The sequence below is a fragment of the Roseiflexus sp. RS-1 genome (genome assembly GCF_000016665.1).
Classification (GTDB): Bacteria; Chloroflexota; Chloroflexia; order Chloroflexales; family Roseiflexaceae; genus Roseiflexus.
Map to the genome: position 1 here is coordinate 359,575 of NC_009523.1, position 20,061 is coordinate 379,635.

The window sequence follows — 20,061 nt, forward strand, 5'->3', positions numbered from 1 at the left end:
GCTGGAGCAGGCTGAGCTTCTGTCGGCAGAATGGGCGGCGGCATGAGGGCGCGTCTGACATTTTGATGCACGGCAACGCATACGTCTGAGCGAGAAAAATCTTCCTCCGTGAACTTTGCGCCTCTGCGGTGACATGACCTTTTTGCTGTAGAATTCATAGTGTGCATTCCGCTCAGACCACCAATCGCTCCCGCAACGCCAGCAACCCCGCCGCCAGCAGCGCCAGCGTCAGCAGAACATCGAGAATCAGGTAGACGTGCGCCCATCGTTGAGCGGAGTGATGGCGTGTGCTGCGATGAACGAGCCAGATCGCGCCGGTGAGCGCCAGAGGCGGCAGCGCGATGCGCCACCAGTCATTGTCGCCGCCGCGTGTCAGCAGCGCGATGCCCGGCAGCGCTGTGATCAGAACGATCCCCAGTGCGCGCAACCGCATGCCGAAGCGAAGGTCATCAGGCGCATCGAGCGCGAACGGTCCTGCTTCGATCAGGGGCGGCAACGTCAGGATCAACGCTCCGACGCCGATCCAGAACCACCAGAGTGCGGGTGTACCTTCGGGTATGCGCAGCAACCCCATGCTCTCTAGCGTTCCGGTTCCTTCTGCGGTCAGGATCAGCGCCAGCGCCAGCGGGGGGTAGCCGTTCAGCGCCGCAGCCAGGCGCTGCATACCCCGCAAGCGTTCGCCGGTATGCAGATCGACCGTGATAGCCAGCAGGCGCGGCCATTCCAGCAGCGCTATGATGACGACCAGATCGATCGGGCGCGAGAGCGGCGCGGCAAGCGGCAGCGGCAGGAGCGCCACGCCAAGCCACGGGAGTACAACGGCGCTCGCAGCAAGCGGCGAAGGACCCGGTAGGGAGCGCAGCGCTGCTGCGCCCATACCCGGCAGGGCGCGCAGCGCTGCTGCGCCCGTACCGCGTAGCGATGCAATTGAGAAGGCGCGCAGCGCGGCGGCGCCCGTACAGCCTGGCGGTGCAATTGGGGAGATGCGTCGCTGCTCAAGGAAACCGACCAACCATACAATAACAAATGCGCACAAACCGCCGGGGAAGATCAGCAACCGCGACCAGGCCAGCCCCAAAAACGAGAGGAGTTCAGCGAGTGTCATGGTCGGACGCCTTCGCTGCCGGTTCGCCCAGCCAGGGAACGGCGCGGCGAAGATAGTGCACCACGTCATCGTATGATGGGCTGTCGACGCTGACAGCGGTTGCCGGCAGTGTTACTCCGAGCAACCGCGCCAGCAGATAGACGAGTGCGCTCAGCACGATCATCAGCCCGGCGGCGCCAATCGTCGGCAGCGCCGTGATGCCCGTGCGCGCTGAGTTGACCATCGCCAGTCCCACCCACGTCCAGACGTTGATATCGCCGTAGACGCTCAGCCCGCCCTGCAACTGCTCGATGATCGGTTGAATGAACAGGTGCACAACCAGCGGCGATGCAACGCCGAGCGCCAGACTGATCCCGCCGCCGATCCAGAGACGACGGGACGCAACGGCAGGCGCGTCGATCACGACCGGCAGTGCGCCGATCAGCGCCGTGAACCAGGCAACCGCAGCCAGGATCGTCACCCCGCCCGCCGCGCCAGCCCCGATGAGCATCCAGGTGGCGATGAACGGCGCGGTCAGCGGAATGGCACCGGAGATGAGCCACACCGGTGCTGATGGCGGGATGCCGGGTGCAGAAAGGGGGGAGTGTTCAGGGAGCGTTGGCGTATCATCGTCCTCGACAACGGCGAGCAGCGTGTAGACCAGCACGGCGTAGCATCCGGCAGCCAGCCCCGCGCCGCTGCTCAAACCGATGCCGGTCAGCGCCACGGCGATCAACCGGCGGTGGTTGCGTTCGATGCGGATCCGACGGGTATCCCCCGTCAGTGCGCCGGACGACAGCCAGAGCAGCGCTCCGCCGCCAGCGATCAATGTCGCAAACGACCACCCTTCGTTCCAGGGGCTAAGGGTGTAGAGGCGCGCCAGCGGATAGAGCCAGGCGAAGGCGAACAACCGCAGCGACCGTTCTCGTGCGTCGTCGGTGTCGGTCGGATGGAGATCAAACGGCAGGATCGGGAGCGTTGCCGCCAGCAGCACAAACCAGAAAACGAACGAGTCGAGCGCAGCGCCGGCAAGCGGCGCATCGAATCGCAACCCGCCGCGTAGCGCCAGTGCGCCGTACCCCACAGCCAGCGCCGCAACCGCCAGCAACGGATATGCAGCAGCGCGGCGAGTGACGGCGGTGCGCCGGACAGGAAGCACAGTCAGCAGTCCAACCAGCGCATACACTGCAATCACCAGCGGCGTCAGCGACGTCAGAAAGGCAACGGTCAACAGCAACGCTGTCAGCCAGAAGCGCCACGTCTGCGCCGTCGCGCGCAGCAACGACCAGAGCAGCGCCCCGCTCCAGGTTGCCAGAGCAAAGAACGCGCCCAGTGCATCGAGGTATGCCAGCGGCGGCAGCGCGAGCGGTTCACGCCGAACGGCCCATACCAGCGCCAGCGTCCCGATCACACCGATCAACGCTGCGGCGACCGACGCAACCGGTTGCACCCGTACTGTTCTCGATATCAGCATTTCGGACTGTTGGCGATGATCATCTTCACCCGTTCGACATCTTCCGGGTTGTTGACATTGATGAATGATACCCCATGCGGATCATACTGGCGCCAGATGTCTGGCGCCAGGTAACGGGCATCGACCATCTCCAGCGGTTCAACCAGCGCGCGCGCGCCGCGCTGGAGGCAGTCGCGGATTGCGGCGAGGCACGTGCGCCGGTAGATCGCCAGGAGCGGTTCCGCCGCCTGTGGATTGCGCGGCGCGCGCGCGCCCTCGTCGGGGCGGATCGGCGCCAGTGCATCGTAGGGACGCGGGTGCGCCAGAAGTGCGTCGATCAATGCATCCTGCACCAGCGGCAGATCGCACGCCAGCGCCAGCGCGTATTCATGGCGACACACTGCCAGACCGGCGGCCAGCCCGGCGAGCGGTCCGCTCCGCGCTACTTCATCGCGCACCAGACGCGCGGGCAGTCCGCTCCAGGCTTCCGGGTCGTTCAACGCAACGACAATGTCGTCGCTGAAGCGCGCCGCGCGTGTGACCATATATTCCAGCAGCATCGGACCGCGCTCGCCCCACAACCGCAGGCGTCGCTTGTCGGTTCCCATCCGCCGGCTCGCTCCGCCGGCAACGATAATGCAGGATATGGACATGGGAGAACCAATAACCAAGAACCGAGAACTGAGAACCAAGAACCAAGAACCAGGAACCAGGAACCAAGAACCAAGAACTGAGAACCAGGAACCGATAGCCGATAGCCGATAGCCGATAGCCGAGAACCGAGCGCCAGGAACTGAGAACCGAGAACCAGGAGCCGATAGCCGATAGCCGATAGCCGATAGCCGAGAACTGAGCGCCAGGAACTGAGAACCGAGAACCGAATCGTATCATCCAAACCTGCCGACCGATCGGGCTTCCCACCTGCCTGACGTTCAACGTTCAACCTTCAACGTTCAACCTTCAACCCTCAACCTTCAACGTTCAACCTTCAACGTTCAACCCTCAGTTCGCTTGTTTTCATGCAAGGCTTCCTGATGTCATAAAACGGGGGAGTCATCGCAGCCGGCTCGTTATTTGTCAAGTCGCGGATCGCATCAGGAAGCCATTCGTCAGAAAAATGAGCGAACGGTAGGTTCAACGTTCGACGTTCCACCTTCAACCTTACAACCTTCAACCTTCAACCCTCAACGTTCCACCTTCAACCCTCAGCGTTCCACCTTCAACCTTCAACCCTCAACGTTCCACCTTCAACCCTCAGCGTTCCACCTTCAACCTTCAACCTTCAACCTTCAACCCTCACCCCTCAACCTTCAACCCTCAACGTTCCACCTTCAACCTTCAACCTTCAACCCTCACCCCTCAACCTTCTCACCTCACAAACAGGTCTCCGAGCAACTCCTCTGGCGACGATTGAAATGACCAGAGCACAACGCCAGCGCCGCGTGCGTCGCGGATGGTTCGCAGCGCGATCTGCTGGTCGCGCCGGAGATCGTCGAGGGTGCGGGTTGTACCCGGACCGGTCGGGAAACCCAGTTCGGTGACGACGACCGGTTTCCGCAGCCCAAGCGCATGGAGTTCCTCGATGGCACGCCGCAGGTCGGCGGGAAACCCTTCGCCATAGTACCAGTGCTGCCGGTAGCGTCCGCTGTTGTAGGGTTCGTTGTCGTAGTAGTGGAACGTGTAGAAATCAACCACGTCCGCCATGCGAATTGTCGCTTCAGCCGGCTCGAAGTAACTTTTCGCAAACGCCATGCCCACCGTCGTCAGGCGCTCCGGATCGAGACGCTTCACTTCATCGTGAATGACGCGCACGAATCGCTGGCGCTCCTCGGCGAGCGGAAAGCAGAGCGGGAAATCGGCGTTGTCCCAGTCCCAGCATCGCTCATCGATCGGGCTGCCAATATCCGGTTCGTTGAACAGATCCCACGCCAGAATGCCGGGTTTGCCAGCGAAGTGACGCACCAGCGGTCGAACATGCCACTCCAGCGCCCGCTCATAGTGCTCTGGTCCGAAGCGGTCCTGCGGGTATTCGACGAGAAGCACAGGCAGAACATACAGACCGCGCCGGTTCGCTGCTGCGATAAACTCGTCCAGGTGCCGGAGCGCGTCGCTCTTCTGATAGGAAGCATCGGCTTCGCGTTGCCCGCCAAAAACGTAGTAGTTGAGGAAGATGCGTACCGTATTGACTCCCCGCGCGCGCATGGCGTCGAAGTCGGCTTCGATGACCGATATGCGCCACGGGCAGTTGATGTCCGCGCCAAACTGGAGCGTCCAGCAGCGACGCTCATCGTCGCCGGTCGGACGGATGTAGTTGACGCCGCGCACCTCGAAGTCGCGCCCGCTGGCGCGCAGACGTTCACCATCGGACGTGACCGGCGGCAGCGCACCGCCAGACGGCTCACGCGCCTGTCCACACGCTCCGACGCATATCGCAGTGATGATGAGCAGAACCGGCAGACATCGGCTGAGACGCGGCGCATATCCAGAGTATCTCGAACTGCGACGACGAAAACGCATCATCACGGCAACGCCCGGATCTCCAGATTATCGAACCACGCCTCAGCGCGCGTATCACGCGCAACCACTGCCAGCCCATAGCGCGACGCGGATGGAAGAGAAGAAACATCGGTCTCGACCGCTGCCTGATCATTGACGACAATCCTGATCTGACTATCGCGGATACGGGCGTTGATCCGGAAGCGTCCATCGGCGGCGCGCAGGTCGTCGCGTGTGCCGACGGCGAGGGGTGTTGCCGTCCCGCCACGCACCTGTTCGAGGAGAAAGTTCCCGGTTTGCGGCGCAACGGTAAAGATCAGGTAATTCCGTTCGTCGCGGAAACGCAGGATGACGCCGCCTTCACCTTCGACAATCTCGACATCGACGGTCATACTGACGTCGTCCGCCGGAACGCTGCGATAACTCCAGATGACCCCAACCTGCGCTTCAGCCGTGATGCGGTACCGTCCATCGCGTGGTCCGACGCTCCAGGAGGTGCGGCGCGCCGATGCCCATCCATCGATGAACGAGTCGTCGCGCAGCAGCAGCGTACCTTCTGCGGTTGGGGACGGAGGAACGTCGGTTGGCGCCGGTGTTGCCGACGGCTCACGCGGGGATTGTGTCGGGGCGATGGTCGGCGACGCCGGTGCTGGGGAGGGGAGTGGAAATTGGGTCGGCACGACCGGCACGGTTGCAACCGGCGCCGGCGAAGGGGCGCTGGTTGGCGCGACGGTCGCCATACCCTGACCGGCATCAGCGAATCGCAGCGCTTCCTGCCCGCCGGACCACCAGAGCGCGCCGCCAGCAATCACGAGCACTGCCACCGTACCGGCGACCAGGATCAAACGCCGTCGCGCCCCTGGTGGCGTACTGCGCTGCGGCGCAGACGTGCGAGTACGGAGATGCGCCTCGGCGCTCGCCAGCAGTTCAGCGCTGTCGCGGTAGAAAGGATTGATCTGGTGCAACTGGCGCAACACGGCAACTGCCTGAACATAGCGCCCGGCATCGATATGATCGCGCGCCTGCTGGTAGAGTTCCGCCTGATGATCGCGTTGCATCGGCGGTGGCGGCGGCGTGGGGCGCGGCGATGGTGTGCGAGTTGAGCGGCGACGGTTGAGATTGTAGGCGCTGCGCGCCGCCGGATTGCTCAATGTGGCGTATGCCTCTGTCAGCAACTGGCTGCGACGACGCGCATATTCGAGGTCGGCTGGATCGGCGTTGACGTAGCGATCAGGATGGTATCGAGCAATCTCGCGCCGATAAGCGCGTTTGATCTCGTCTGGTGACGCTGAGCGTGGAACGCCAAGCAACTCGTAGAAGTCGAGCTCCTCGAAATCGTACACAGACACACCACAGGCAATAGCAGGGAACGTTCGATACAGCAGATCGGCGGTTGCGCCCTACTCAAGATAATCGCGCAGTTTCTTGCCAAGCCGCGGATGACGCAGTTTCCGCAACGCCTTTACCTCGATCTGGCGAATGCGCTCGCGTGTAACGCCGAACTCCTTGCCAACTTCTTCAAGCGTGCGACTGTGACCATCTTCGAGACCGAAACGCAACTGGAGCACCCGTCGTTCACGCTCGGTGAGTTGATTCAGCACCTGCTCGACCTGCTCGCGTAGCATCTGATGACTGGCGGCATCGGAAGGAGCGAGCACTTTCGAGTCTTCGATAAAATCGCCGAGCTGACTGTCTTCTTCCTGTCCGACCGGTGTTTCAAGCGAGACGGGTTCGAGCGATGTTTTGCGGATCGAACGCACCTTATCGACCGGAATGCCCAGCGCGCGTGACAATTCCTCATCGGTCGGTTCGCGCCCCAACTCCTGCAACATCCGGCGACTTTCGCGCATCAGGCGGTTGATTGTCTCGACCATATGCACCGGGATGCGGATGGTGCGCGCCTGATCGGCAATCGCGCGGGTGATCGCCTGACGGATCCACCAGGTTGCATACGTCGAGAACTTGAACCCTTTACGATAGTCGAATTTTTCAACCGCGCGGATCAGCCCGACGTTCCCCTCCTGAATCAGGTCGAGGAGTTGCAACCCGCGACCAATGTACTTCTTTGCCACTGATACGACCAGGCGCAGGTTTGCCTGAGTCAGATCCTCGCGTGCGGTTTTCCCCTGATCGATGGCGAGATTCCAGTCGCGCCAGAGCTGATCGCGCGCCGCAGCGCACGCCTGCTGCACGTCCTCGACCGTGGGCCAGTCGGTGAAGGCGATCAACCGTTGCTGCACCACATGGGGTAAGAGCGAGAAGATGATCGTCGCCTGCGCAAACGTCTGATCAAACTGTTCCGCCGTCATGCGGTGCTGTTTGATCAATTCATTGCGCCGTTTTTCGAACGACTGGCGCTGCTCGAAGGTCATGCGCTCCTGGATGGCGGAAACTTCGCGCAGGCATCCCGGAGTCAACGGATCGGGCAACGGTTGCTCGACAATCTCGTAGAGCAGCCGAACGGCATCCGCAACAACGGGCCATGTTTTTTGCAACCGCTGATACATTTGCGCGCCGATCACGTCGACCTGCTCCGGGCGCCAGTCAGCAGCCAGTTGCGTCCGGTACGACTCGAGGTATTCGCCGATCTCGATCTTCTGTGCAAGCAGGATCTCCTGGCGCGCATTGAGCAGCGGCACCCGCCCGATCTCGCGCAGGTACATCCGCACCGTATCATTAACACTGATGCCTTCAACGTTCAGATCATCGAAATCACCCTCTTCCTCGAAGGGGATATCGATCTCCGCACCGCCGGTGATCATTTCGTCGCGGGTTGCAATGCCGGCTGCCTGGAGCGCCTGCTGAATCTCCGCCAGACGGTCGCTATCGGCGTCGCTATTTGCCAGGAGTTGCGCAATCTCGCCCTCGGTGACGAACCCGCGTTGCTTGCCTATTGCCAGCAGATCGCTCAGGCTGGTGATGGTTTGCGGCTCTTCTTCGGGTTCCCGTGAAGCGCCAGCCAGCTCATCATCCAGATCGTCCAGCATCAGATCATCGTCCAGAAGTGACTCGTTTGCGTTTTCCATCGAAACCTCCGCAGGCAACCACTGCCAATCCCTGTCAGCGTAACCCGGATGTCCATGTGCATAGTGCTGAGAAGATCCGGCAGCAGAGATGTGCGGCTCTTGTTGCGTCTCACACATCTGCTTGTCACGTCTACACTTACCCGGCGGCGAATCGCGCTTCGATACGAACAACTACAGCGTATGCAGGGCGTGCAGGTCGGTATATGCTGCACTGCGACGCGGGATGCTCAGCATGTTGATGAACTGTTTGACCTGCACCAGTTGTTCGAGCAGCATCTCCTGATCTGTTTCTCCCGTCGCCTCAGCCTGCATGCGCGCAATCTGCGCAAGCCAGCGTTTTGCGACGTCGCGCTGAAGGATTGTAGCACATTCCAGTGCGTCGTTAACAATCCGGTACTCCTGAGGTTGCGGTGCGTGCAATCCCAGCACCCGCTGCGCGACATCGTTCAACGGCGCGCTGAGCGTCTGCGCCCATGTCTCCGGGTCGCTTCCGCCAGGCGCTGCGATCCAGGCGCGCCACAACGCCCGGCACTCGTCGCGCGCGAACAACTCGTCAATCGTGCCGCTCAACAGCGATTGGAGCGCCGGATAGGGCGACAGGTCGCGGTGGAGTTTTTCTTCGACCGCTGCCCGCGCTGCCGGGAAGCGAATGACCCATCCCAACAGGTATTCTTCCTGGGTTGGGGTGGGTGCGGATGACCTGGCTCCGTCAGGCGGCGACTGCTCTGCTGTCCTGGTCGCACGCGGTTGATCCGCCGGACGATGACGATCTTCCGGGTGCGCTTTTCCACCCAACGCTGCAAGTATATACCGCTCTTCGACATCGATCAGTCGCGCCAGCACCTGGACGTAGTGCGCCTGCTCGACCGGACTGGCAATCTGGTTGAGCAGCGGAGCGACACGTTCGACCGCCTCAGCCTTGCCTCGTCCGCTCGACAGGTCGAGGTCGGACGTCAATGCTTCAATGTAGAAATCCATCGCCGGGCGCGCAGCTGCCAGCGCAGCACGCCACCGGTCCGGGTCTTCCTGAATGACTTCGTCCGGGTCTTTCCCTTCAGGAAGGGTCAGGATCCTGATCTCGACATCCTGCTGGCGTTGTAGCCCGATCACGCCGTGCGGCGAGGTGATAGCGATCAGTTCGCCTTCGGGCTGACTCTGCAATGTCTGAAGCCCTTTCAGCGTTGCGCGCACGCCAGCGGCGTCTGCATCGAGCGCCAGATACACCGTGCGCGCCAGTTTCTTCACCTGTGCCACATGATCAGCGGTTAGCGCCGTGCCAAGCGGTGCAACGACATTGCGAAAACCATGCTGGTGGGCAATGATGACATCAATGTACCCTTCGACGATCACGGTTGCATCGGCATGACGGATCGCATCGCGCGCCAGGTCAAGCCCGTATAACACCTTTCCTTTATCGAACAGCGGCGTTTGTGGCGAGTTCATGTACTTTGGTTGGGCATCACCCAGCGCCCTGCCGCCGAACCCGACAATCTCGCCGCGCGCATTGCGGATCGGAAACATCAACCGGTTGCGAAACCGGTCGTAGTACCCGCGTGTTTCGTGATGGATCGCCAGACCGGCCGCTTCGACTTCTTCCGGCGAAAAGCCGCGTCGCCCGGTCAGGTATCCGAGGAGCAACTCCCAGTCGTCGGGGGCGTACCCGAGCAGGAACGCTTCGCCGGTGGCATCGTCGATCCGTCGGCTGGCAACATAGGCGCGCGCGGCTTCACCACGCTGCGATTTCACCAGCATATGGCGGAAGAATGCAGCGGCAGCGGCATTCGCCTCGAGCAGGCGCGTGCGCAGCCGGTCCTGCTGCTCTTCATCTTCGGTGCGCGGCTGCAACTGCACCCCCGCCCGCTGCGCGAGACGCTCGAGCGCTTCACGGAACTCCACACCCTCACGACGCATCAGAAAGTCGAACACCGATCCCGACGCCTTGCATCCGAAACAGTGAAAACTCTGCGTATCAGGAAATACGTGGAATGCAGGCGTGCGCGTGTTCGGGTGGAAGGGACAAAAACCGACATAACTCCGCCCCATCTTCCGCAACGGCACATACGCCGAGATAAACTCGACAATATCGATCTTTTCTTTGATCTGATCGGTGATGCCAGACATACTCATCGAATCGGTTCGGTCACAGCGGCTTTCCTTTAGCGAGAAAACTGGAGCGCGCGCGTCGCGGGTCACCGTGTCACCGTGTTGGGGCACGGCATGCCGTGCCCCAACACGGCAAGCCGCGCTCCAACACACGGCAAGCCGTGCCCCAACACACGGCAAGCCGCGCCCCAACACACGGCAAGCCGCGCCCCAACACACGGCAAGCCGTGCCCCAACACACGGCATGCCGTGCACCTATGCGCTCCATGTGCGCGGCACGTACAGGTCGTTGAACACCTTCAGCGCAAAACGATCGGTCATACCGGCAATGTAATCGACGACGGCACGCTCGATCGGTTCGCTGCGTTCCTGATTGATCCGCAGCAGGTCGGCGGGAAGTTGTTCGGGATGGTTCATAAAATGGCGGTACAGCAACTCGATCATCATATGAACCTTCCCATCGTCCGCCTTTGCCTTTGAACCGAAATAGACGCGTTCGTACAGAAACTCGCGCAGCGCGTTGGTGGCTTTCAGGACATCGGGACTCATCGACAGTTCTGGCGGATCGGGGGGCGGCTCTGCTCCGGTTGCCCACCAGTTGTGATCGATCAGGTCGCAGACCATGGTATCCAGGCGTTGACCGTGGGTTTCGCCAAGCACCTCGATTGCCTGGCGCGGCAGATCGTCGGGGCGCAGCAAGCCACCACGGATGGCGTCGTCGATATCGTGGTTGATATAGGCGATCGCATCGCATAATTTGACGATCTGCCCTTCCAGCGTGCTGGCAGTGCCCCAGGCGCGCATTGTGATGTCACGCCGCGCTTTAGAGTGCATATAAATGCCCTCACGAACCTGATCGGTCAGGTTCAGTCCGGCGCCATTCCGTTCCAGCACATCGACAATGCGCAGGCTCTGTTCGTTATGGCGGAATGCGCGTCCCATCGCGTGCGAAAGCGCCGTTTCGCCGGCATGACCAAAAGGCGTATGACCGAGATCATGTCCCAGACCGATTGCCTCGACCAGGTCTTCGTTGAGACGCAGGGCGCGCGCCACCGTACGCGCGATCTGGGTCACTTCCAGTGTATGCGTCAGGCGCGTGCGATAGTGATCGCCCTGTGGCGAGATGAATACCTGCGTTTTATGTTTCAACCGACGAAACGGTTTCGAGTGCAGAATGCGATCGCGGTCGCGCTGAAAACTGCTGCGCACCGGCGATGGCGGTTCAGGGCGCGCACGACGGGCGCTATCGCTAAACGCTGCCAGGGGCGAAAGACGTGCGCGTTCGTCTGCTTCGATCCGTTCGCGTACACCCGTATGTGGTCTGGTCATGCCGAACCTCCGGCGCCGACAAGATTTCGGATACCGCTGCTGCTGATGGATGGACTGAACAGCACACCGGACGGGAACGGGCGTTACGTCGCTTCGCCCGCCGGACGAAGCGATGCATCAGACATTGTACGTCGTTTCACCGAGCGCTGCAACGCAGTAACCAGCGCTGCAATCAGTTGCAGCACGACAATCGACTCGAAGTAGACTCGATGTCCGCTGGCGTCAGCCAGCGCCAGCGCCTGTGCGGTATCGGTAAAGCAACTGATCAGGTCGAACGACCCGTGAACAACAACGCACGTCTCATAGCGCGCCGCTACGAAGGCGGAAAGGAAGTAGATGCAAAAGCAAACGAACGCTGCCCACCAGCGTTCCGCACGCCGCGCCACGAACCATCCCCAGAACATCGCAAACGGTGTTGCAAAAACCGTCCAGATCAGAGCGGGAATCTGCGCTTCTCCGTAAGGGGGCGCCGTCGTGCTGCGCTGGTACGTTGCCCACACCGCGCCGACACATGCTGCCCCAAAAATGAGGAGGAATGTGCGAACATCGAAACGCGCCATCGGCATGCAGTTCTCCATGTGCCAGAATAGCACAGGAATTATAGCACACTGTCCGGGCGCCGCCCCCTGTCCGGGCGCTGCACGGCTGCGCCCCTACCGCGCATGCCGCATGCAAAGAGGCGCTCCGTGCGGAGCGCCTCTCGACAGACGATCAAAAGACCCCGGTCACAACCCAAAGAATGCGCGGTTCTTCTCGATGTAGCTATGCCACTGCTCTGGAACCGAGTCGTCGGCGAAAATTGCTTCCACTGGACACTCCGGCTCACAGGCGCCACAGTCGATGCACTCTTCGGGGTTGATGTAGTACTGATCCTCGCCCTCGTAGATGCAGTCAACCGGACAGACCGCCACACACGACGCATCCTTCACACCAATGCACGGCTCTGCGATAATGTACGCCATATTCTGTCTCCTTATGGATAAGGAAAGATCTCCACGCCCGCCATCATAGCACGCACATCTCAACTTTTCTGTGACTTTGGTACCACACGACAGGGCATCGTGGCAGGCAATGCTACTCGCCATTGCCGACGCGCGCCAGTCCATCGGGATCGAGCACCACGATGCGTCCCCGTTCCAGGCGCACAAGCCCTTCCTGCGCCAGCTGGCGCAGCGCTCTCCCGGCGATTTCGCGCACGGTGCCGGTTCGTTCCGCCAGTTCCTGGTGGGTCAGTTCCGCTGCACCCTCGCGCGCTTCACGCAACAGTTCGCGCGCCAGCCGCTCACGCACCGACCGGAATGCCAGATCTTCGACCAGCACCGCCAGACTGCGCAATTGCCCCGCCATTTCGCGCAACATCGCCAGCGCCAGATCGGGATGCCGGCGAATAAGGGTGATCAGCGCGTCTCCCGGCAGAAGCAAACAGTGGACGGCGCTCATTGCGCGCGCGGTCGTCAGGTTGCCGTGATTGTCGAAAATTGCGACCGCATTAAAGTTCTCACCGGCGCCAACCATAGCAAGCACCTGCTCACGACCATCGGGCGCGGTGCGTGACAGACGCACTCTGCCGCGCTGCACAAAGTAAACGCCAGCTGCACGTTCCCCTTCATAGGTGATATATTCACCCGGACGGTAGGTGCGCGCCTGCATATAACGCGCTGTATCGGTCAGGGTGCGATCGTCCAGCGCGGCAAAGAGTGGGATGCGCCTCAGTTCTTCCAACGTTGTCATAGCCTGGCAGTATAGCATGCTCCTGTTGCACCAACACTACTGCGACGGGTTTCGGCGCAGTTCAAAGCGCCATTGTCCAATAGATGCGGTCGAACGACGGCGCCGAACAGGATGGTGCGTCTGATGGTATAATGTGCGCGTTATGCAGCGATTGCTTACTGCGCATATGCGGAGCCTTGTATGGACGCTGGCAGGAGTGATGATCTGGCTCAGCGCCGTTCCGCTGTATGCGACCCCCTCCAGCAGCGACCCGTTTGCAGCTCCGCTCGATGTTCAGCGTCAGGAAGCCGCGTTGTTGCCATCCTTCGCCGATGATCTCGCTACAGCGGAACAGTGGGATCGCTACACCGTCCAGGCGCGCATCGATCCTGAACAGCGCGTGCTGGCGGGTCTGTTGCGGCTGGAGTATACGAACCGCGCCCCGGAAGCGCTTGACCGCATCTACTTCTATCTCTTTCCGAACCTGCCGGAGTTTGGCGGTCGTCTTGAGGTGCGCAGGATCACGGTTGACGGCGCTCCCGTGCAGGTGCGCTATGAGTCGAATCGCTTTCTGTTGCGGCTCAATCTTCCGACATCTCTGCCTGCTGGCGCTTCAGCAACGGTCATGATCGATTTCAGCGCCGCCGCGCCGCTCAACGCCAGTCAACGCTCCTACGCAGCGTTCAACCGTGAGCACGGCGTTCTGGCGCTGGCTTCGGCGCTGCCGATGGCGGCGCGGCGGGTTGGCGGCGCCTGGCAACTGGCGACTCCGGTCTTCCGCGGCGATGTTGTGACCAGTGATACGGCGCTGTACGATGTGACACTAACCATTCCCGCCGCCTGGACTGCGGTGACGACCGGAGTGGCAATCGAGAGAAGCGCCAGCGGTGCAACTCAAACGGTACGCTTTGTCAGCGGTCCGCAGCGTGATTTCACGATTGTGTTGACCCGTTTCCCTTCGATCTCGACCGATGTTGATGGTACGCGCATCACGTCGTACTATCGCCCCGAACATGCCGAAGGCGGGCGTATGGCGCTCGATGCCGCAGCACGCGCCCTGCGTGTGTTCAACCGCCGGTTCGGTCCGTACCCGCTGGCGGAATTGGACATCGTGCAGATCGACGCACGCAAATTCCTCGGCGTCGAGTATCCTGGCCTGATCATGATCGACCGTCTCCTGTATACCGGCGAGCGTGAGGGTCTGGAAATTATCGTCGCGCACGAAGTCGCCCATCAATGGTGGTACAGTCTGGTCGGCAACGATGTGCAGGCTGAAGCCTGGCTCGACGAAGGGTTGACATCATTCTCGCAGGTGGTGTATCAGGAAGAAACACGCGGTGCGATGGCGGCGGAACGTGAACTCGACGGGTTCCGCACAATGTATCAACGGGCGCGACAGGCTGGACGCGACGCGCCGCTGAAACGCCCGGTTTCGGCGCTGCGCGGCAACTATACCGCGATTGCCTACGCCAAAGGAGCGCTGTTCTTTCAGGCGCTGCGTCAACGTATGGGCGAAGCGGCGTTCGACCGTTTCCTGCGCGACTACTACGCAACCTTTCGCTACCGCGTCGCGTCGAGCGACGATGTGCGCCTTATCGCCGGGCAGTCCTGTAACTGCACTATCGACGATCTGTACCACGATTGGGTGTTGACTGCTGCGCCTGTTCCTGTGCCATGATGATGGAGATTGAGAAATACATCCGGTATGCGCCTCTTGCCGTCGGGCTCATGGAGATTGAGCGTTTATAGCAGTTCTCAGATACGTTGAACCCTTGACTGGATTTCTGGAACGTTCCATCTTCGCCTCAGGCGGGCTGAAGCCCTATCTGAGGTCGGACAAGCCCTGCGGGCTGGATCAACCTGGCGACCCCTCGGCATAAAGAAGGGTGATTGGACGCGCCAGCCCCGCAGGGGCTTCCACGCGCTCAGGGAGGGCTTGAGCCCGCACGCGCTGCGGTCGTCCGAGGAGGTTCAATCTCTATGAGAACTGCTATAATCCGCTATGCCGCACAAGCCGTCGGGCTATGGAGGTTGAGAATTTATAGCAGTTCTCAGATACGTTGAACCCTTGACTGGATTTCTGGAACGTTCCATCTTCGCCTCAGGCGGGCTGAAGCCCTATCTGAGGTCGGACAAGCCCTGCGGGCTGGATTAACCTGGCGACCCCTCGGCATAAAGAAGGATGATTGGACGCGCCAGCCCCGCAGGGGCTTCCACGCGCTCAGGGAGGGCTTGAGCCCGCACGCGCTGCGGTCGTCCGAGGAGGTTCAATCTCTATGAGAACTGCTATAATCCGCTATGCCGCACAAGCCGTCGGGCTATGGAGGTTGAGAATTTATAGCAGTTCTCAGATACGTTGAACCCTTGACTGGATTTCTGGAACGTTCCATCTTCGCCTCAGGCGGGCTGAAGCCCTATCTGAGGTCGGACAAGCCCTGCGGGCTGGATTAACCTGGCGACCCCTCGGCATAAAGAAGGATGATTGGACGCGCCAGCCCCGCAGGGGCTTCCACGCGCTCAGGGAGGGCTTGAGCCCGCACGCGCTGCGGTCGTCCGAGGAGGTTCAATCTCTATGAGAACTGCTATAATCCGCTATGCCGCACAAGCCGTCGGGCTGAAGCCCTCGGCTATGGAATGCGAAGCCCGCCTGCGCGGGCTGAAGCGGATTATTTCTTTAAAGACCATTATCTTTCGTAAATACCGAAACATGCGCTGTGAGCTGGTCGCCGCACCATTACCACTGTGCCCATCCCCGTGCTATGACGGCTTTACCCTCACTCGTAGCCCATGCCGACTGGGGATCGAGTCCGGCGCGACGGCGTCTGGCGTATGCGCTGCGCCGATCCGATGGCGCGTACATCGCGTATGCGCCTGGTCCAGCGGGTGATCCACAGACACTGCTACCGCGCCTGCGCTCGCTTGCGCCGCGCGGCGGCATCCTCTTCGGCGTCGATTTCCCGCTTGGACTACCGGAACGTTACGCTGCGCTCGCCGGGATCACCGACTTTGCAGCGATCCTGCCGCAGTTAGGGTCAGGTCGATGGGCGCACTTCTACAACGTGGCCGCGCATCCAGGCGAGATCAGCGCCGTTCGCCCGTTCTATCCGCTGCGACCGGGCGGAACCCGGCAGGCGCATCTGGTTCAGGCGCTCGGAATGACGACCATCGATGATCTGCGCCGTCGTTGCGATCACGCCTCCCCCGCGCGGCGCGCCGCAGCGCCGATCTTCTGGACGCTTGGCGCACAACAGGTCGGCAAGGCGACGATCATCGGATGGCGCGATATGCTGGGCGCGGCGCGCCGCGCGTTCACTCCCGATGATCCGGCATTCCCCTGGCTCTGGCCCTTCGATGGGCGCCTGAACGACCTGATCGCTGCGGAACGATTGGTCGTCGCTGAGACATATCCCCGTGAATGCTACCATCATCTGGGAGTTGCATTCCTGGGAAGCAAACGCAGGCAGGCAGCGCGAGCAGTAGCCGGGACGGCATTGCTGAGGTGGGCGGATGCTGCTGGCGTCGTTCTCGATCCTGATCTGCGTTGTGCGATCAGCGACGGGTTTGGGGCGGCGCCTGGGGGCGACGATGATTTCGATGCAACGGTTGGACTGTTGGGCGTGTTGAACGTCGTGCTCGGATACCGCGCCGCTGGCGAACCCGATGATGAGGTCATTCGCCGGATCGAGGGGTGGATCCTGGGACAGGATCAGGGGTCGAGGTAAGAAGCGAGGGGTACAAGGCATAAAGAGTGCGCAGTGAGTCGAAGGCTGAACGTGGAGATTGAACATTTATTGCAGCAATTCTCACAGAGGTTGAACCTGTTGAGCAAGGTTGAATGCTCTTCAAATGTAGTACATCACATTCCCGGAACGCTGCGCCTTGCGCTGGCAGAGGTCTTCGAGAGTAATGCTTGCCAGGTAGCGTTCGAGCATCTCACGCGCCCCATCCCAGACCTCGCGCACCAGTTCGCGATCCATCGGCTCAGTCGGAGTCGGCGCATCGCGCCCGCTGTCAGCCGCCAGGAGCGGACCTTCGAGAGCGAGCAGGGCATCGAGGACGGTGATCTGTGACGGATGGCGCGCCAGGCGATGCCCGCCCTGCGGACCGCGAATGCTCTCGATCAATCTGGCGCGACGGAGCAGGATCAGTATCTGGTTGAGGTAGTTTTCGTCGATCCCCTGACGCAGGTGGATATCGTGGCTCTGAATGGGTCCTTCGCCAACGCGCTGCGCCAGATCGAGCAGCGCGCGCAGACCGTATTCGCCTTTGCTAGAGATGCGCATAGGTGGTAGTCGAGTCGTTTGGTCAACTTTCCTTCTTTGTAGCATAGCATGGTTTAGAGGGAGAGGCAAGGGAGGGTGCAGAGGCGATGAATCGGTTTGCTGCATTCCACTACATTTTTGCCCCTCGTTCCTCAAAGAATCATCTGCCGACGATTCGCATGCGCACGACGGTACGCCGTAGTCCGAATCATTTGCGGATCACGGTCATCGCGCCGGAGTGCGTAAGAGACATGAACAATCCAGCCATGCTGTGCTATTATCGTAGAAGCGCGCTAACGAGCGCATTTAGCGAAGGAGCGATCCATAAACATCTTATGAATGTCTTCTCTCTGTGGCAGGCAACCCGGCACACGCTTCTCCGGCGGCGTGCAGAATGATCGAACCGCAGTGTGTGCCGGGTGCGCAGGCATCCTGCCCGCATGCAGCCAACAAGACGTCAGAACCTATGAGGATGGCGATCATGAACTGGCAGCAGCGTATGTTTCGATTCGATTATGCAGGCAGATGCAGGGGATTAAGCGATTCGTCTCTTTTGCTTAATGATAGTCCAGCAACTTAACGGACGGCGAATAAGCGGGACGACCGTCTGGTTTCAAAAAGATATTGGCTTATGATGGGCGTAAGGAGGGGAACATGGCACGAATTATGATTCCGACGTTTCCGAAAAAGCCCATTCCGGAAAATCCAAAAATCTACCATATTACTCACGTTGACAATATACGAAACATTGTATCAACAGGAGGGCTGCTGTCTGACGCGCGCATACTTCAGCAGGGCGGGCCGACGCAAATGATCGGTCTATCCAACATCAAGCGACGTCGGATTGAAGAACTGGAGGTTCGATGTCATCCTGGCACAAAAGTGGGTGAATATGTCCCTTTTTATTTCTGCCCCCGTTCGATTATGCTGTATGTGATTCACCGTGCAGACCACCCCGAACTTATGTATCGCGGAGGGCAAGATTCGATCGCGCATCTTGAGGCCGATCTTCATCAAGTTGTAGACTGGGCTGACAATAACGGCGTTCGCTGGGCATTTTCACTCTCCAATGCGGGCGCCCGCTATACGCAGTTTCGGTCTAATCTGCGCTATCTTCACGAACTCGATTGGGATGCCATCGCCGCGACGGATTTCCGTGATTCCGATGTCAAGGAGGGGAAACAGGCAGAATTCCTTGTCCATGGCTTCTTTCCGTTCGATCTCGTTGAGCGGATTGGTGTGCATCGTGCTAATATCTGGAATAAAGTACGCAGCGTGCTGGCAGGGAGCGGCTATACTCCTCGCGTTGAAGTGCGCGACGACTGGTATTTTTGAGCAGAGGAGAAGACCATGATCGAATACGTAACCGGAAACATCCTCGAAGCCGAGGTTGAGGCCCTGGTAAACTCCGTCAACTGCGTTGGAGTGATGGGGCGCGGCGTTGCGCTGCAATTCAAGAAGGACTGGCCTGAAAACTTCAAGGCTTATGCCGCTGCCTGTCGTCGGCAGGAGGTTCAGCCCGGCAGAATGTTCGTCTTCGAGACCGGGAATCTTTTCCCACGCTACATCATCAACTTCCCCACCAAGCGGCACTGGCGCGGGAAGGCGCGCATTGAGGATATCGAGGCGGGGTTGAGCGCTCTTGTTGAGGAAATCCAGCGTCGCGGCATACGCTCGGTGGCTTTGCCGCCCCTGGGCTGCGGGTTGGGCGGTCTGGAGTGGTCTGAGGTGCGCGCACGCATTGAAGAGACGCTGGCGGGACTCGTCGACGTTCGCATCCTCGTCTTCGAACCGACTGAGGTACAGCCGCTGCCACGAAGCATGCGCCGGGGTCCGGTTCCCTCTATGACGCCCGGACGTGCAGCAATGGTCGTCTTGATGGAACGTTACCTGGTCGGCTTGCTCGATCCGTTCATTTCCCTGCTTGAGGTGCACAAACTGATGTACTTCCTGCAGGAAGCCGGTGAGCCGCTCCGCCTGCGGTTCACGAAGGGTCCATACGGACCCTGCGCCGAAAATCTTCGCCACGTCCTCAGTGCAGTCGAGGGCTACTATATTTCGGGCTTCGGAAATGGCGGCGACCAACCGGACAAGGTGCTGGAACTGGTACCCGGCGCCATCGACGATGCCCGACGAGTTTTGGATCAGCAGCCAGAGATGCGCGAACGCTTCGAGCGGGTCGGTCGCCTCGTGGAAGGCTTCGAATCGCCTTTTGGACTGGAACTGCTCGCCACCGTGCATTGGGTTGCCACTCGTGAGCGCCCGGCGACAGAGGAAGAACTCATCGAACATGTCTATGCATGGGCGGAGAGGAAACGGCAATTCAGCCGGGATCAAATTCTGCTCGCAGCCAGAGTTCTGGCGGAGAAGGGGTGGATCGAGGGAGTGTTGGCAGAAACGGTAGGAGGTTCGTGATGAGTGAACGACAGACCCTGCTCGAATCCATTAGAGCCTGTCCGAATAACCCGGCAGCAGGCAGGGCGATCACGCCACAGGCGAAGTGGAGGAAGGCAAGATGATGCTCAGGCTTCTTCACCCACGGCGCCAGCGTCTGGCGACATCGATTGAGCCGTTCGATCACAATGTGGTATAAGATCA

16 protein-coding genes and 1 pseudogene are annotated in these 20,061 nt (G+C 60.5%); 4 read left to right on the forward strand and 13 right to left on the reverse strand.

What is annotated here, in order from left to right:
• Positions 1 to 172: 172 nt before the first annotated feature.
• The 11 genes from ROSERS_RS01465 to ROSERS_RS01515 all read right to left on the reverse strand — a co-directional run bounded on the left by ROSERS_RS01465 (position 173) and on the right by ROSERS_RS01515 (position 13,222).
• Positions 173 to 1,105: a hypothetical protein gene (locus tag ROSERS_RS01465; protein ID WP_011955072.1), complete on the reverse strand. Its 933-nt coding sequence runs from the start codon at positions 1,103 to 1,105 to the stop codon at positions 173 to 175.
• Complete coding sequence (locus ROSERS_RS01470; protein ID WP_011955073.1) at positions 1,092 to 2,558, reverse strand: hypothetical protein; 1,467 nt, start codon at positions 2,556 to 2,558, stop codon at positions 1,092 to 1,094. Before ROSERS_RS01470 ends, ROSERS_RS01465 begins: the two co-directional genes overlap by 14 nt.
• A complete protein-coding gene (mobA, locus tag ROSERS_RS01475; RefSeq protein WP_041332717.1) occupies positions 2,552 to 3,190 on the reverse strand; it encodes a molybdenum cofactor guanylyltransferase in 639 nt (212 codons plus the stop codon). The genes ROSERS_RS01470 and mobA overlap by 7 nt, the downstream gene beginning before the upstream one ends.
• Before the next feature lie 715 nt (positions 3,191 to 3,905).
• The gene (locus tag ROSERS_RS01480) at positions 3,906 to 5,057 is read right to left on the reverse strand and encodes a cellulase family glycosylhydrolase (RefSeq protein WP_011955075.1); all 1,152 of its coding nucleotides are present in this window, start codon (positions 5,055 to 5,057) and stop codon (positions 3,906 to 3,908) included.
• Complete coding sequence (locus ROSERS_RS01485) at positions 5,057 to 6,376, reverse strand: J domain-containing protein (RefSeq protein ID WP_011955076.1); 1,320 nt, start codon at positions 6,374 to 6,376, stop codon at positions 5,057 to 5,059. The genes ROSERS_RS01480 and ROSERS_RS01485 overlap by 1 nt, the downstream gene beginning before the upstream one ends.
• A gap of 57 nt (positions 6,377 to 6,433) precedes the next feature.
• Positions 6,434 to 8,059: an RNA polymerase sigma factor RpoD gene (gene rpoD / locus ROSERS_RS27240; protein ID WP_011955077.1), complete on the reverse strand. Its 1,626-nt coding sequence runs from the start codon at positions 8,057 to 8,059 to the stop codon at positions 6,434 to 6,436.
• Between the two features lie 171 nt (positions 8,060 to 8,230).
• Entirely contained in the window at positions 8,231 to 10,180 is a 1,950-nt protein-coding gene (dnaG, locus tag ROSERS_RS01495; RefSeq protein WP_041332719.1) for a DNA primase, read from the reverse strand.
• A gap of 237 nt (positions 10,181 to 10,417) precedes the next feature.
• Entirely contained in the window at positions 10,418 to 11,491 is a 1,074-nt protein-coding gene (locus tag ROSERS_RS01500) for a deoxyguanosinetriphosphate triphosphohydrolase (RefSeq protein ID WP_011955079.1), read from the reverse strand.
• An 83-nt stretch (positions 11,492 to 11,574) separates the two neighbouring features.
• Positions 11,575 to 12,057: a hypothetical protein gene (locus tag ROSERS_RS01505; protein ID WP_011955080.1), complete on the reverse strand. Its 483-nt coding sequence runs from the start codon at positions 12,055 to 12,057 to the stop codon at positions 11,575 to 11,577.
• Between the two features lie 159 nt (positions 12,058 to 12,216).
• The gene (locus ROSERS_RS01510; protein ID WP_011955081.1) at positions 12,217 to 12,453 is read right to left on the reverse strand and encodes a ferredoxin; all 237 of its coding nucleotides are present in this window, start codon (positions 12,451 to 12,453) and stop codon (positions 12,217 to 12,219) included.
• Positions 12,454 to 12,565: 112 nt separating this feature from the next.
• Positions 12,566 to 13,222 carry a Crp/Fnr family transcriptional regulator gene (locus ROSERS_RS01515; protein WP_041332722.1) on the reverse strand — a complete coding sequence of 219 codons (657 nt, stop codon included), beginning with the start codon at positions 13,220 to 13,222 and terminating at the stop codon, positions 12,566 to 12,568.
• 142 nt (positions 13,223 to 13,364) lie between these two features.
• On the opposite strand from ROSERS_RS01515, the gene ROSERS_RS01520 reads away from it, so the two are divergent.
• On the forward strand, positions 13,365 to 14,879 hold the full coding sequence (locus ROSERS_RS01520) for a M1 family metallopeptidase (protein ID WP_011955083.1): 1,515 nt from the start codon (positions 13,365 to 13,367) through the stop codon (positions 14,877 to 14,879).
• Between the two features lie 1,081 nt (positions 14,880 to 15,960).
• Positions 15,961 to 16,923, forward strand: a complete 963-nt coding sequence (locus ROSERS_RS01525; RefSeq protein ID WP_011955084.1) for a hypothetical protein — start codon at positions 15,961 to 15,963, stop codon at positions 16,921 to 16,923.
• Positions 16,924 to 17,043: 120 nt separating this feature from the next.
• Here ROSERS_RS01525 and ROSERS_RS01530 read toward each other — a convergent pair whose 3' ends face one another.
• Positions 17,044 to 17,484 carry an RrF2 family transcriptional regulator gene (locus ROSERS_RS01530; RefSeq protein WP_011955085.1) on the reverse strand — a complete coding sequence of 147 codons (441 nt, stop codon included), beginning with the start codon at positions 17,482 to 17,484 and terminating at the stop codon, positions 17,044 to 17,046.
• A 633-nt stretch (positions 17,485 to 18,117) separates the two neighbouring features.
• On the opposite strand from ROSERS_RS01530, the gene darT reads away from it, so the two are divergent.
• Together darT and darG are read left to right on the forward strand one after the other, a co-directional pair.
• Entirely contained in the window at positions 18,118 to 18,798 is a 681-nt protein-coding gene (gene darT / locus ROSERS_RS01535) for a type II toxin-antitoxin system toxin DNA ADP-ribosyl transferase DarT (protein ID WP_011955086.1), read from the forward strand.
• Positions 18,799 to 18,813: 15 nt separating this feature from the next.
• The gene (gene darG / locus ROSERS_RS01540) at positions 18,814 to 19,878 is read left to right on the forward strand and encodes a type II toxin-antitoxin system antitoxin DNA ADP-ribosyl glycohydrolase DarG (protein ID WP_011955087.1); all 1,065 of its coding nucleotides are present in this window, start codon (positions 18,814 to 18,816) and stop codon (positions 19,876 to 19,878) included.
• Between the two features lie 46 nt (positions 19,879 to 19,924).
• On the opposite strand, the pseudogene ROSERS_RS26610 reads toward darG, so the two are convergent.
• Positions 19,925 to 20,044 (reverse strand): annotated as a pseudogene (locus tag ROSERS_RS26610) (IS5/IS1182 family transposase); the annotation flags it as partial.
• Positions 20,045 to 20,061 lie beyond the last annotated feature (17 nt).